Origin of the sequence: Pseudoalteromonas sp. NGC95 (assembly GCF_015864705.1) — a bacterium.
In the GTDB taxonomy this organism is placed as follows: Bacteria; Pseudomonadota; Gammaproteobacteria; order Enterobacterales; family Alteromonadaceae; genus Pseudoalteromonas; species Pseudoalteromonas arctica.
This window is the reverse complement of sequence record NZ_JADYWR010000005.1, coordinates 25105-38469: the sequence shown is the minus strand read 5'-3', so window position 1 is coordinate 38469 and position 13365 is coordinate 25105. Positions and strand designations below refer to the sequence as shown.

Sequence of the window (13365 nt, the reverse complement as noted above, 5' to 3'; positions counted from 1 at the left end):
TGCCCTAATACTTATTACATTGTTTAATCACCCAATTTAGTACGTAACTTACTTTGCTATAATTGCCGTATTATAAAATGTAATAGTATTTGTGTAAGAATGAATTTAATCCACTTAGCGTACTCTAAGTGATATCGCATTTTAATTTTTATGGAGTTCGTATGTCAGATAAACCAGAAGCATCAGATGTTCAAAAACGTCCACCTAATAACAATATTCTTTTCGCCGTTATTATTTTAATAGTCGTAGCATGTGCGGCCGCCTTCGTATTGCTAACACCCAGTGACGAGCAAGCAACACGCACTGAGGTAGAGCCCACAGTTAAAGAACAACCTATGATGGAGCTTAAACCCGAGAACGACCCCGTGGTAGATGCGCCGTCTGTAAAACCAGAAAAGCCAGCAGAGCTTGAAGTACCAGCACAAAGTCCAAGTGAGCCTGTGCCAGAAGTAGAGCCACTACCAACGCTTAACGAAAGTGATGCAGTTGTTGTTGCTAAAATGGACGAGTACCTAAGCGACTCAGTAATGAGCTTAATGGTGACCGACGATGTTATTCGTCGTGGTGTGGTATATGTAGATAACTTAGCAAAAGGAAAAATAGCTAAAAAACACATGCCTGTTGTACAGCCAGAAGAAAAATTTAGCGTGAATGAAGGTGATATCTTAACTATTAACCCTAACAGCTACGAGCGTTATACACCGTATGTGAAAATATTTACCAGTATGAGTGCAGCGCAAGCCGTTCGCATGTACGAAGAGTACAAGCCACTTATTAATAATGCATACAGTGAAATTGGTTACGGCGATGACGAATTTAATCAAACGCTAACCGATGCAATCGATTTATTACTTGATACGCCAGAGCCTGAAGGTGACTTGCCGTTACTTCGTGATTCAGTAACGTACCAGTATGCGTTTTCGGAGTGGGAGCAATTACCAGATGCACAAAAACAGCTTTTACGTATGGGTCCAGAAAACATGAAAAAAGTAAAAGCAGCATTACGTAATATAAAAGCGCAGTTAGAGAACAATTAATACGCACTAAAACAGCTAAATACGTCGCGATTGTATATGAAGTATGCAATCGCACTTTCTTTTTAGATTATCCCTTGAATAACAGAGCAAAAGTAGAGATAATCCCTCCCGCGCCAACCAAGGCCCTCAATGGTAGTCTTATTGGTCCTCTCGCAACACTAGCAGGCGAACCTGGTCAGGCCCGGAAGGGAGCAGCCACAGTTTGTGACGTGTGTGCCGAGATGTGGCTGGTAAGACTGCCACCCAAATTCCTCATTTGGGTGTTTGAACTAATAAAGTTAATTCCTCAAAAATAATTCCTCTAATTAAATAATACTATTTATTTATAGATTACTTTATAAATTACTTTATAGATTGTTATGTCATTTTTGTTAAAAATATTACTAATAACTACATGATAGTATTAATTAAAAGTAAATTAACCTCTCTTTTAAACATGTTGCTCATCCTCGATTCGTAAATACGACTTAAGTCTAGATTGTGTAGTACGAAGTTAGGATTAGAATAATGTCAAATTTAGAGAGGAGCTCAGTATGCACTTGGAACGTATTCGCAATAGTAACCTGCATGACAAGGTGATGCCGGCAGAACAAGCAAGCCAATTTATTAAAGATGGAATGACTGTAGGGATGAGTGGTTTCACTCGCGCCGGAGAAGCTAAAGCAGTACCCAGAGCATTAATTGAGCAAGTCAAAAAAAATCCAATCAAAATAAACTTAATGACGGGTGCGTCATTAGGTAATGATCTCGACAAGCTATTAACAGAAGCGGGCATTTTAGCGCGTCGTATGCCTTTTCAAGTAGATAGCACTTTACGTAAAGCGATTAATAACGGTGAAGTAATGTTTATTGATCAGCATTTATCTGAAACAGTTGAGCATCTACGAAATCATCAATTAACCATGCCTGATGTAGCTGTTATTGAAGCAGTCGCTATTACCGAAGAAGGGCATATTGTGCCGACTACATCGGTTGGTAATTCAGCGAGTTTTGCTATTTTTGCCAAAGAAGTAATTGTTGAAATTAATATGCTGCATAACCCGAATCTTGAAGGTTTGCATGACATATACATTCCATCTTATCGTCCTACTCGCCAACCAATGCCGTTAGTTAAAGTGGATGACCGAATTGGTAGTACTGCAATTCCTATCGATCCTGCAAAAATTGTTGGTATTGTTTTTACTAACCAAAGCGACTCGTTTTCTACCGTTACCGACCCTGATGAAGACACCGCCGCTATTGCGCGCCATTTAGTTAACTTTTTTAAAGACGAAGTGGCTCAAAATAAATTGCCAGCTAATTTAGGTCCGCTACAAGCAGGCATTGGTAACATTGCTAATGCTGTAATGATGGGACTACTCGACTCTGACTTTAAAGACCTAACAATGTACTCTGAAGTACTACAAGATTCGACGTTTGACCTAATTGATGCAGGTAAGATGAGCTTTGCATCAGGCAGTTCAATTGTGTTGTCTGAGCGTTGTAACGCGCAAGTATTTAATAATTTAGAAAAATACAAAGACAAGCTAGTGTTACGCCCTCAAGAAATTTCTAACCATCCTGAAATAGTGCGCCGTTTAGGGATTATTGCAATAAACACCGCGCTTGAGTTTGATATGTATGGCAACGTAAATTCAACACATGTGTGTGGCACACGAATGATGAATGGTATTGGTGGCTCTGGTGATTTTGCTCGTAATGCTCATTTAGCAATATTTGTGACTAAATCGATTGCTAAAAATGGCGCTATTTCAAGCGTAGTGCCTATGGCGAGCCACGTTGATCATAACGAACACGATGTTGATATTTTAGTAACTGAGCAAGGTTTAGCTGATTTACGCGGTTTAGCACCGCGTGAGCGTGCTGTACAAGTTATTAAGCATTGTGTGCACCCAGAATATCGCGAAGCGATGTTAGACTATTATGAGCGCGCTTGTGAGCGTGGTGGGCATACCCCTCATTTACTTGAAGAAGCGTTTAGCTGGCATATTCGCTTAGAGCAAGAAGGCAGTATGAAAAAAGCATCTGTAACAAATGCTCCAGCGCAACTGTCTGCATAAGCATTTTGGTTTATTAAAATTGAATTAGTAAGTTTTATACTTACTTTTAAACCGCACTAGTGTCAGCTCAATCAGCTTTGATTAGTGCGGTTTGATAAAAACTGTAAGTCCAAAATAATTTTATACCTACTCTTTGCATACCTTTCCCAGCCACCTTTTATTATTTTATTTACTTAGGTTTAAGTGCTATTACCGTTATTAAGTGTGTAATGTGTTTATTAAAAAATAGAGATGCTTAAATGGCGTTTGACAGAGGGTTAGAAGAGCGACTTTATGAGTTGTTTAATGCGCGCCACGATTTAGTCGTTAAGAAAATGTTTGGTGGTTTATGTTTTATAATTTCGGATTATATGTGCTGCGTAATAATAGGCAACAAGTTGATGGTGCGAGTCGGGCCTGAAAACTACAGCGATTGTTTAGCTAAACCTCATGTAACTGAAATGGACTTTACCGGAAAGCCAGTTAAGGGCTTGGTTTATATTTTGCCTGAAGGTTTTGAGTCTGATTCTGATTTAGCATATTGGGTAAATACGTGCGTTAACTTTGTAGAGTCTTTGCCGCCCAAACCTTTTAAAAAACGACCCGCACTTAAGTAAATTAGCGAAGTATCACCTTAATTAAAATAAGCACTGCAATCAAATTACTGGCGCTATGAGTATGAATAACGCATAATTGAGCGACTGCTCACTTATGCGTTTTTTACTTATGTACGATTCATACTGTTTCAAAAGACGCTTTAAATTTTTTAGTAAATAAAAGAGAGAATGTAATGATTAAAGTAAGCGTATTATACCCAAATAATGAAAGTGCTACTTTCGATATGGACTACTACTGTAAAACACATTTACCACTAGTTGCAGAGTTAGTTGGTAAAGCGCTTATATCAAGTAGTGCAGATGCAGGTTTAGCAGGTGGCGCACCGGGCGAAGCGCCAACTTATATTGCTATGGGGCATTTAGTGTTTGAATCGGTAGAATCTTTTCAGCAAGCCTTTGCACCTCATCAAGAAGTAATAGCGGCTGATTTAGTTAACTTTACTAACGTGTCTCCAGTAATTCAAATTAGCAATATTGCTGGGTAAATTACACGCTAAAACTAATTTAAGAATTACTTAATAACCCCTACCGCATTTAGTGCAGTAGGGGTTTTATTTTAACTGCAATAAAAGGGCTAGCGCTCTGTTTTAAGTAATATTAGTTCTAATATTTAGATGTATTAAACCCGCCCTTGTGTTGATTATGAAAATGATAAAAGTTATCATTTAGGTTGTTGGCTATCTACACTTCTCCCAGGAATTATCATGTTTAACCCTAATTATTTGGCATTAAGTATTGCTGCGTCTTTATCTGTTTTTTCTAATATAGCTTTTTCACAACAAAACGACGATATTGAAAAAATAGAAGTAACTGGCCGTGCCCAGCAATTTTACCTAGAAACCGAAAGTAAAATTGGGACTAAAACTAATTTAGATCTTATTAAGCTTCCGCAATCGGCTCAGGTTTTAACAGAGCAACTTATAATTGACCAAGCAGCGCGTGACATTACCGATTTGTACCGATCTATTGCGGGAGTGAGCGAATATAGCTACTCAGGCGTAACTTTTCGTGGTTTTAGAGATGACGCAAATGTATTTTACGATGGTGTGCGTGGCGACCCATATTCGGGCTTTGGTGTACCGCAGTTATTTAATGTAGAACGTGTTGAAGTATTAAAAGGGCCAGCCTCTGCTTTGTATGGCGGTGGCGAACCTGGTGGGATGATTAATTACGTAACTAAAAAGCCAAGCTACACACAAAAACGCGAATTAAAGCTTACTTTGGGTAACTACAATACCCGAGGTGCATCACTCGATATGACCGGTGGTTTAAGCGATACAATGGCTTATAGATTGGGTGGTTATTATGAAGAGCAAGATAGCTTTCGTAACAATGCAGACTCAGCTAATACCGAGCTAACAGGTGGATTGTTATTTGATTTAAGTGATTCAACAACCCTAACCACAAGTGTTGACTACATTAAACAAGACCTAGGCGGAAACCGCCTACGTGGCGTACCGGTAGATGACAACGGCAACTTTTTAGTTGACCCAAGTTATAACGCCAATGAGTCGTTTGATTATCAAAATATGGAAGCTTTGGTGCTTCAAGCAGAACTTAGCCATTATTTTAATGATGATTTTTCGTTAAGTACTACGTTTCGTTACATGGATAACGAGCGAGACCAAGCCTACCATGAGTCGCAAAGCTGGGTAGATGTAAACGGTGATGGCGTTGCCAATATTGACGATGAAACGATTAAGCGTGAATACCGTAAGCAATTTCGTGCCAATAAAGAGGCAAGTGTAACCACCGACTTTGTTTATAACTTTGGACAAGGACAATTAACCCATCAGTTTTTATTTGGTGGTGATTACCACACCGTTGATACCGAATATGACTACTTTCGTGCTCGATATGAGGCCGATGGCGTCGCTAATTTAAATATTTTTAATTTAAACTACGGTGAAACCGATCCAAGTACTTATAACCTCACTGACATGAACCGCGATGGCGTAGATACCGACCGATTTGGTGTGTATGCGCAAGACGTAATTAGCATAGGCGAGCAGTGGACAATAATTGCAGGCCTACGCTATGACCATTTTAAAGAGTTTAATCAAGAAACTGGTTTTAGTTACTCAGATAACGACATAACGCCGCGCGTTGCTGTTACTTATCAACCTGTCGAAAATACATCGGTATATATTAACTACTCAGAGAGCTTTAATCCTACATCGTCAGCCGATCAAGAAGATGTAGAAGGCGAAGGTAATTTAGAGCCAGAAACCGGCAAGCAAACCGAACTGGGTATGAAAAACCAATGGCTCGACGGCAAAATAATGAGCACCTTTGCAATTTACCAAATTAATAAAGAAAACGTGGTAATGAGCAACCCTGACGATACGGGAGCTGGAGATGGCATTGCTGCACTTTTAAATATAGGTGAAGTAGAAAGCCGAGGGTTTGAAACAACTTTAGTCGGCGATTTATCAGCGCACTGGACCGTAACGGCTAACTACGCTTACAACGATACGCAAGTGGTAGACGGCGTAACGGGTGATACGCTTTCAAATACATTTGGAGATGGTTCGCGCTTTGCTAATGCACCACGCCACCAGGCAGGTTTATGGACTCGCTACGCACTGGATTCGATTGACTCATCAATTGCCTTTGGTGCAAATTACGTAAGTGAGCAACTTAGTACCAGTGGTCAAAAAGTAAAACCATTTACCGTATTTGATATGAGCTGGACGAGTCGCTTTGATGACGTGTTATTGAGTGTAAATATTAATAACCTGTTTGATAAAGAATACGCGGTTAGTGGCTTTACTGAGCGTAATGGCCACTTTCCCGGTAGCCCTCGCGAAATTATTGGGCAAATAACCTACAAGTTTTAATACTTATTAGCGCGAGAGTCTCTCGCGCTTTTTTTTAAGTATCGCCTTGCACCTTTTTATCACTATTAAATTTAGCGGCTTCTTGAGTAGTGTTAATAGCCGTAATAGGGAAGGGGATTACAATACCTTCTTTTTTATAGCGTTTATGCAGGGCTTTTATAAAAGCGGACTTAACCCAAAAGCGATTAAAGTATTCTTTTGCGCGCAGCATAACCGTAAAGTTAATACTTGATCTGTCAAAGGTATGAAAAACCACAAAGGTATTGTAATCATCAACGCCCCATTCGTGTGAAATAAGTATTTCACGAGCCACTTCAAGTGTTACTTGCTCAACAAATTCTAAATCCGAATCGTAATGCACGCTTATATCAACAGGCACGCTTAGCTCTTTTTCAGGGTAAAAGTAATTAATAATACGCGACTTAGATAATTGGCTATTAGGTATAATAATCATATTGTTGGGTAGCATTTTAACCCATGTAGATCGCCAGCCTATATGATCAACAAAGCCTTGCTCCTTAGATTCAAGCTCAATAAAATCACCCACCCTTATAGGTTTATCTATTACTAGCTGCACGCCAGAAAAAAAGTTTTCAAGGGTAGGTTGCAAAGCAAGGGCAACAGCTAGTGATGTAATACCTAACGAGGCAATAATAGGCGTAATAGAAATACCTAGCGTGCCCATTAATACCAGTAATCCCACTGACGATAATGTAACGCGTATCACGCCTTTAATTATGCTTTTTGAATTAAAAACCACGGCTGATTGTTTACCATAGTAATTAATAGTGCCAATAATAAAGCGGTCTAAAAACATAATAAGTGCAAGCAGCGCTAATACAATATTAATGCTATTAAAAGGGATCTGCTGAGAAATAGAAGTACTAACAATGAAGGTGTCGTGCTCTAAAATGGTGAGCAGCACAATAATTGTGCACAGTGTTAGCGGCTTAGATATTGACTCTATTAGTAAAGTATCGAATATAAACGTGGTCTTTGAAGTCCATTTTTTTAGCCAGTACATTACAAAAAAACGAATTAAAAACAGTAGTATAGCTATAAGTAAAAGAGAGGACGCTGCGCTTAACCAAGGTGTGCTGTTAGAAAATTCCAGCGCTTTATTTAGCATAACTTAAACCTGTTCAATATAGTTTTATATATATTGCAGCAAGTTATGTACCTTTGTTTGGGTAAAGTAGCTGCCGAGTTTAGTCGGCAGCAAATATTATACTTTTTTGGCTAACCTCATACCGCCTAGCACGGCTGCAAAAAATAATAAAAACTCCATTTTAAGAGATACTAATTGAACCAAACCCGGGCCTGGGCATATACCACTTAAACCCCAGCCTAAACCAAAAAGTACCGAGCCGATAATCAAGCGCGCATCAATTTTTTTTAAATCACTTAAATTAAACGTTCCTGAAATAAGTGGTTTCTCTTTTTTTGCAACCCATAACCATGTAAGCATCATTATTAGCATGGCAACAGCCATCACTATAATTAAGCTTGCGTCCCATTGGTTTCCATAGGTAAGAAAGTTAATCACTTTAGCAGGGTTTGTCATCCCGCTAATAATAAGTCCTAAGCCAAATATAAAGCCTATAACAACCATCATAATTGCTTTCATTATTTATCCTACAAGGTTTGCTGTAATGAAGGCGACAAGCATAAATGTGCATGTTGCAACCCAAGAGCGAGTAGAAAAGCGCGACATGCCGCACACACCATGGCCACTTGTGCACCCATTAGCTAACGTTGTACCAGCGCCAACTAAAAGCCCTGCAACAACAATAAGCCAAGGCGGTAATTGCAATTCGCCTTCTAATAAAGAAGGCGCAAATACCCTTACAGCGACTCCTGCTAACAATAACCCTAAAATAAAGTATAACTGCCAACGAGAGTCTGAATTTGCTTTAGCAAATACAGATTTAACAATGCCTGATATGCCCGCAATTTTTCCGTATAAAACCAGTAATAACGTACACGCTATTCCTATTAATGCACCGCCTATTGCAGCCGACACTGGGGTGAATTCTGTTATCATTTTTAAATTTCCCAAACAATAGAAACGCCTAAACCGGTTTGTTTCATTTCGATTGATAATTGTTGATTAGGCGCTAAGTAGTTAGCACCCGTTACTTTTTTTGCTGGCGAATAAAAAGCCATAGCGTTTAATTGTACCTTGTTGGTAAAAGAATGGCTAAAGCCAGTAGTAAAATGCCACTCTTGAACGCCCGGCGCTAAAATATTAAGCAAAACGTTTGATGAAGGAATAGGTTGCTCGGTATAAGATGCCCCAAAACGAATCTTTTGTTGCGATGTACGCTGCCATTGATAACCAAGCTTATAAATAGTCATATCGTTCCAGCCAAACCCAGCGCCGGCGTTAGCTCCTAAAGGCGCTGACATCAAGTTATTGACTGGATTTGCAATACTTTTTACTTCGCTGTAATTTATTTTTTGCCAATCAAATACAACCTGATTACTTGGGGTAAGCTTGTAGGCTGCGCCAAGTTGAAACGAACTTGGTAGATCAAACCCGCCTTGCTCTGCAAACAAACCTTTATAGCTATCAAACTCTTGCATAGACACTGACGAGCGGTAACTTGCCCCCCAGCTTAATGACGAATTTATATCTTGGCTAATACCCAGTTGAATGCCTAGGCCTGTGCTTGTATCGGTGCCATTATTTGTAAGCGCTTCTGGTGATCGCGAAAAAGGAGCAAAGTTTCCAAGCCCTTGTGCTTCAAACTGTTGCACCACGTAAATAGGGGATACACCAAGGCGTGTTTGTTCATTCAACTTATAGCTTACTGTTGGGCTAATAAAGAGTTGTTTTAAATCAACGCCCGTCGTACCAGCGTAAAAAGTCCCCTCAGGAGAGGATTCTGCGCCGTACTCGGTATTCATACCGCCGTTGCCATACACTAATAAACCAATATTTACTTTTTCATTTAATTGATGGCCAATAGCAAACTCTGGAATTGCAAATACGGTGTTGTCGCTTTTTTGTGTTTTTGCTTCAAGATAAAATGCGCCAGGGTAAAAAGTATCTACTTTTGATGCAGTATATTTTCGTTCAGGTGAAAAAAGCTCTAAGCCCAGTGATAGCTCTGTTCCGTTAGGTAAAAAGGTTGCTGGATTATTAGCGCCAGACATTAACTCTTCTGACAACGCTACACCTGCGCCAGCCATGCCTTTGTGGGTCATGCCATAGCCGTGAGTAAAATAACCATTAGTAGCAAATGCACTGAACGAACCTAACGCACACGTTAAGGCTAAGCCTGAAATTAACTGTTTTTTCATTTTAGTAAATACATAAAGTTGGAATGGGCGGACAATAGCTAATTTTTGATATTCTAAAAAGGAATTTAAATAGATTAGTTATAATAAAAGGTAATACGGCAATAGTTATAAAGTTAAAATAAATGAGCGTAGATTGCTATTCAGCCTTAACTTAAATTAAAAGTTTCACTAACGTATTGAACTATAATGATATTTAAGCATGCAATCGGTAGCTATACATTTTGATATTAAAAGTATGCTGGTAAAAGGATCGTTTACGCATTAGTAGCTGCATAAAGTAGATTTATTATTTAACGTTTAGGTTATTTAAATCGCCATTATTAAATGGCGCTATTGTATGTAAAAGCAAAGCGGCGATTAATATCACCGCTTTTAAAAATCACATAGATTCAAGCGTTTTACCGCGTGTTTCTTTAATATATTTAACAACAAAAAATATGCTTATAAGTGCCGATAACGCATAAAAGCCATAAGCGCCTGCAAGTCCAATGTTAGCCAGCATAATAGGGAAGGTCATGGTAATTGCAAAGTTAGCAATCCACTGCGCACTGGCAGCAACGGCAAGGGCAGCACCACGAATACGGTTATTAAACATTTCGCCTAATAATACCCATACAATTGGGCCCCAACTTAAGCCAAAAAATACCACAAATAAGTTAGCCATAATAAGTGCAAACGTACCCATGTTATCGCTAAGTGCAAGTTTGCCTGCGTCATCAAGGCCTGCACTGCCAAATATATAAGTAAGCGCGCTTAAGCTAATAAACATACCAATACTGCCTACTAATAGCAGTGGTTTACGGCCAACTTTGTCAACTAGGGCAATGGCAATAAAGGTCGATACAATATTAGTAGTACCTGCGAGCACATTTATAAATAGCGATTGCGACTCATCAAACCCAGCGGCTTGCCAAAGCTCAGAGCCGTAATAAAACACCACATTAATACCCACAAATTGCTGAAATACACTCAGCGCAACACCCACCCAAACAATTGGGTGTACTTTTTTACTGCCATCAATAAATAAATCACTAATACTTGGCTTTGTATCGCTATGCAAGGAGCGTTTAACATCGCTTATTTGCGCATCAACGTTGTCGTTCGATATTTTACTAAATACCGCTTTAGCATCGTCTACTTTACCTTGCGCTACTAAATAACGAGGCGACTCAGGAATAAACAAAACACCGACTAAAAACAACACTGCAGGCACAAGCTCAGCCCAAAACATCCAGCGCCAAGCGGCTATATCAAGCATTAAAATATTTTGTGCACTGCCTGCTGCATCAGCAATTAAGTAATTACTTAAAAAAGCAGCAAATAAACCCAGTACAATAGCGAGTTGTTGTAGTGTAGCTAAACGACCACGAAGTGCTGGTGGAGCAACTTCAGCAATGTAAGCAGGCGCTAATACCGATGCAGCACCAATACCTAAACCACCAAACAAGCGGTAAAAAATAAACTCCGCAGAGCTTTCGCTAATGCCCGAACCAAAGGCACTAATAGCAAAAATAATCGCGGTGATGATCATAATTGCACGGCGACCAAATTTATCAGCCAGCGGCCCCGCAGCAAGTGCACCTAAGGCACAGCCAAGTAAAACAGAGGCAACATTAAAGCCCGTAGCCACACTGCTTGAATTGAAGGCATTACCGAGCGCCGACACCGTGCCGTTAATAACGCCCGAGTCAAAACCAAATAAAAAGCCACCAATAGCAGCAACTGCCGATATAAATATTACGTAAAAAAGAGAGGTGTTTTCAGCTGTGTTGGCTGAGTGGGAAGGCGGTGTGTGCGTGGTCATTATATGCCCTGAAAGTTAAATTAAATTTAAAGGAACATAATATCGTAAAGCGTTATGGTTGAATACATTTGTGCAGGTATAACGATTTAGCGGGGATAAATTAAGCCGTTCTAATACCTTTAAATTAAAGGTATTAGTCTAAAGGCGTTGGATTAAGTACTTTTAACTTAAGTACCGTTTTTTGAATAGCGCAGACTGAATCTCAATAAACAATGTGCTTTGTATAGTAAGTGCCTGTTTAGCCAATATTACTGCTCTCACCCTTTTGGTATGTTTTTGCAATTACATAAACTGATATGAGGTTTAGTAATTGTTTACATGTGGTTATTTGGTGGTTAAGGTTAATAGATTATAAAATAGGGACATTTGTCGGTTTATAATGCGTCAAATGTCGTAAATTAAACTGTCATATTTATAGAGATAGCATGTCTGTAATTCGTAGCTCAGTTTTTCAAATCATTTTTAAATCAATGTTTTTACTATTATTTAACTGTATCGGATTCTTTGCAATATATGCTGTCGCTCTTTTATTCCTTAGCGAGAGCAATACTTCGTTATCGCCAAATGAACAACTTTTGGCGTTAATTCTCGCTTTGGTTACAACATCTATTTTTGCTTGGTGGATGGTACTTAGCTTTCGCCAATACGAAATCAAAATAGACAGTGAAGTAATCCTACTTAAAGGATTATCTGGCTGGAAAAAGATTGACAAAACTTTTCCACTCTCCGATCTTGACGGTGCAGAATTAGGAACGGATTTAGCTTTATTCAAGGGAAAAAAATTGGTGGCGAAACTTTCAATGGTTTCTATAGCATTTGACAATCATTCGCTAAATAAAAGTATTACAAAAACTTTACCCGCTCCTGAATTGGGTAAATAAATATAACAAGCCAATCCAGCAGCGGCTGATAGAGGCATTATACAACCGAGTGTTATGTACTTATGAAATTTTCATTAGTTGACGGATTTAAGCAAGCTCCTCTGCCCAAGATGAAAGGGGTATGTATATATTGTGGTAGTCCAACCGTAGCAAAGTGTGGTTCAAAAATTAGATGGCATTGGGCGCACAAGGTAAAATGTAGTTGTGATCCTTGGTGGGATAATGAATCCCAATGGCATCGAGATTGGAAAAATCATTGGGAAGATCATAATCAAGAAATAGTATACTTTGATAAAAGTGGTGAAAAGCATATTGCAGATGTTGTTAATGAGCAGAATATTGTAATTGAATTTCAAAACTCCCCAATGTCTGAAGCTGAGTTGAAATCAAGAGAGGATTTCTACGGGGATATGATTTGGGTAATTAATGGTCGTAATCTAGCGAAAAACATAAAATTACGTGCGATGCTTCCTGATCCTCTGCATGAATCAATGGAAGATATATCTATTCATTCAAGTAATCATAAAACTCATTTCGTTTATTCTTTTATTTCTGAGTATCGAGGTCCGAATGAGTTAGTAGAAATACATAGCTCAGATAAAATAGATGGAATAATTAAATCCACGCATGTAGGACACTTCCTCTTTGAGTGGAAAAGGCCTAGATATGTTTGGTTTAAAGCAACAAAACCAGTTTATTTGGACTTTGGACAAGGTGTCATCTGGCAATTAATGCGTTTTAACAATTATAGTAGTTTCTGTATTAAGGCATGTATTAAAAATGATTTCTTGGCAAAGTTTAAATGAGTTACATAACAAGTGATCAATCTTATCAGTGCTAA

12 protein-coding genes and 1 other RNA gene are annotated in these 13365 nt (G+C 38.9%); 8 read left to right on the top strand and 5 right to left on the bottom strand.

What is annotated here, in order from left to right:
- Positions 1–161 precede the first annotated feature (161 nt).
- From I6E70_RS06070 to I6E70_RS06045, 6 genes are all read left to right on the top strand, one after another.
- Positions 162–1037 carry a DUF3014 domain-containing protein gene (locus I6E70_RS06070; RefSeq protein ID WP_197188306.1) on the top strand — a complete coding sequence of 292 codons (876 nt, stop codon included), beginning with the start codon at positions 162–164 and terminating at the stop codon, positions 1035–1037.
- Between the two features lie 139 nt (positions 1038–1176).
- An RNA gene (gene ffs, locus I6E70_RS06065) (signal recognition particle sRNA small type) lies at positions 1177–1273 on the top strand.
- Positions 1274–1570: 297 nt separating this feature from the next.
- Positions 1571–3097: an acetyl-CoA hydrolase/transferase family protein gene (locus I6E70_RS06060; protein WP_197188305.1), complete on the top strand. Its 1527-nt coding sequence runs from the start codon at positions 1571–1573 to the stop codon at positions 3095–3097.
- 239 nt (positions 3098–3336) lie between these two features.
- Positions 3337–3693, top strand: a complete 357-nt coding sequence (locus I6E70_RS06055; protein ID WP_010553728.1) for a TfoX/Sxy family protein — start codon at positions 3337–3339, stop codon at positions 3691–3693.
- A gap of 173 nt (positions 3694–3866) precedes the next feature.
- Positions 3867–4178 (top strand): EthD family reductase, encoded by a 312-nt coding sequence (locus I6E70_RS06050; protein WP_002958288.1) that lies wholly within the window; start codon positions 3867–3869, stop codon positions 4176–4178.
- 219 nt (positions 4179–4397) lie between these two features.
- The gene (locus tag I6E70_RS06045) at positions 4398–6533 is read left to right on the top strand and encodes a TonB-dependent siderophore receptor (protein WP_197188304.1); all 2136 of its coding nucleotides are present in this window, start codon (positions 4398–4400) and stop codon (positions 6531–6533) included.
- A 34-nt stretch (positions 6534–6567) separates the two neighbouring features.
- On the opposite strand, the gene I6E70_RS06040 is transcribed toward I6E70_RS06045, so the two are convergent.
- From I6E70_RS06040 to I6E70_RS06020, 5 genes are all read right to left on the bottom strand, one after another.
- Positions 6568–7662 carry a mechanosensitive ion channel family protein gene (locus tag I6E70_RS06040; protein WP_197188303.1) on the bottom strand — a complete coding sequence of 365 codons (1095 nt, stop codon included), beginning with the start codon at positions 7660–7662 and terminating at the stop codon, positions 6568–6570.
- A gap of 96 nt (positions 7663–7758) precedes the next feature.
- Entirely contained in the window at positions 7759–8160 is a 402-nt protein-coding gene (locus I6E70_RS06035) for a DUF6691 family protein (RefSeq protein WP_197188302.1), read from the bottom strand.
- Between the two features lie 3 nt (positions 8161–8163).
- Entirely contained in the window at positions 8164–8577 is a 414-nt protein-coding gene (locus I6E70_RS06030) for a YeeE/YedE family protein (RefSeq protein ID WP_021032090.1), read from the bottom strand.
- 2 nt (positions 8578–8579) lie between these two features.
- The gene (locus I6E70_RS06025; RefSeq protein WP_197188301.1) at positions 8580–9839 is read right to left on the bottom strand and encodes an OmpP1/FadL family transporter; all 1260 of its coding nucleotides are present in this window, start codon (positions 9837–9839) and stop codon (positions 8580–8582) included.
- Positions 9840–10218: 379 nt separating this feature from the next.
- On the bottom strand, positions 10219–11643 hold the full coding sequence (locus I6E70_RS06020) for a sugar porter family MFS transporter (RefSeq protein WP_197188300.1): 1425 nt from the start codon (positions 11641–11643) through the stop codon (positions 10219–10221).
- Between the two features lie 425 nt (positions 11644–12068).
- Between I6E70_RS06020 and I6E70_RS06015 the strand changes: the two genes are divergently transcribed.
- Entirely contained in the window at positions 12069–12524 is a 456-nt protein-coding gene (locus I6E70_RS06015; RefSeq protein WP_197188299.1) for a hypothetical protein, read from the top strand.
- Positions 12525–12586: 62 nt separating this feature from the next.
- Positions 12587–13330: a competence protein CoiA gene (locus I6E70_RS06010; RefSeq protein WP_197188298.1), complete on the top strand. Its 744-nt coding sequence runs from the start codon at positions 12587–12589 to the stop codon at positions 13328–13330.
- The last annotated feature ends 35 nt before the right edge of the window (positions 13331–13365 follow it).

Excerpts from the sequence above, each read along its gene's own strand:
- I6E70_RS06020 (WP_197188300.1), bottom strand. The coding sequence starts at position 11,643 with ATGACCACGCACACACCGCCTTCCCACTCAGCCAACACAGCTGAAAAC.
- I6E70_RS06070 (WP_197188306.1), top strand. The coding sequence starts at position 162 with ATGTCAGATAAACCAGAAGCATCAGATGTTCAAAAACGTCCACCTAAT.
- I6E70_RS06035 (WP_197188302.1), bottom strand. The coding sequence starts at position 8,160 with ATGAAAGCAATTATGATGGTTGTTATAGGCTTTATATTTGGCTTAGGA.
- I6E70_RS06025 (WP_197188301.1), bottom strand. The coding sequence starts at position 9,839 with ATGAAAAAACAGTTAATTTCAGGCTTAGCCTTAACGTGTGCGTTAGGT.
- I6E70_RS06045 (WP_197188304.1), top strand. The coding sequence starts at position 4,398 with ATGTTTAACCCTAATTATTTGGCATTAAGTATTGCTGCGTCTTTATCT.
- I6E70_RS06010 (WP_197188298.1), top strand. The coding sequence starts at position 12,587 with ATGAAATTTTCATTAGTTGACGGATTTAAGCAAGCTCCTCTGCCCAAG.
- I6E70_RS06060 (WP_197188305.1), top strand. The coding sequence starts at position 1,571 with ATGCACTTGGAACGTATTCGCAATAGTAACCTGCATGACAAGGTGATG.
- I6E70_RS06040 (WP_197188303.1), bottom strand. The coding sequence starts at position 7,662 with ATGCTAAATAAAGCGCTGGAATTTTCTAACAGCACACCTTGGTTAAGC.
- I6E70_RS06015 (WP_197188299.1), top strand. The coding sequence starts at position 12,069 with ATGTCTGTAATTCGTAGCTCAGTTTTTCAAATCATTTTTAAATCAATG.
- I6E70_RS06050 (WP_002958288.1), top strand. The coding sequence starts at position 3,867 with ATGATTAAAGTAAGCGTATTATACCCAAATAATGAAAGTGCTACTTTC.
- I6E70_RS06030 (WP_021032090.1), bottom strand. The coding sequence starts at position 8,577 with ATGATAACAGAATTCACCCCAGTGTCGGCTGCAATAGGCGGTGCATTA.
- I6E70_RS06055 (WP_010553728.1), top strand. The coding sequence starts at position 3,337 with ATGGCGTTTGACAGAGGGTTAGAAGAGCGACTTTATGAGTTGTTTAAT.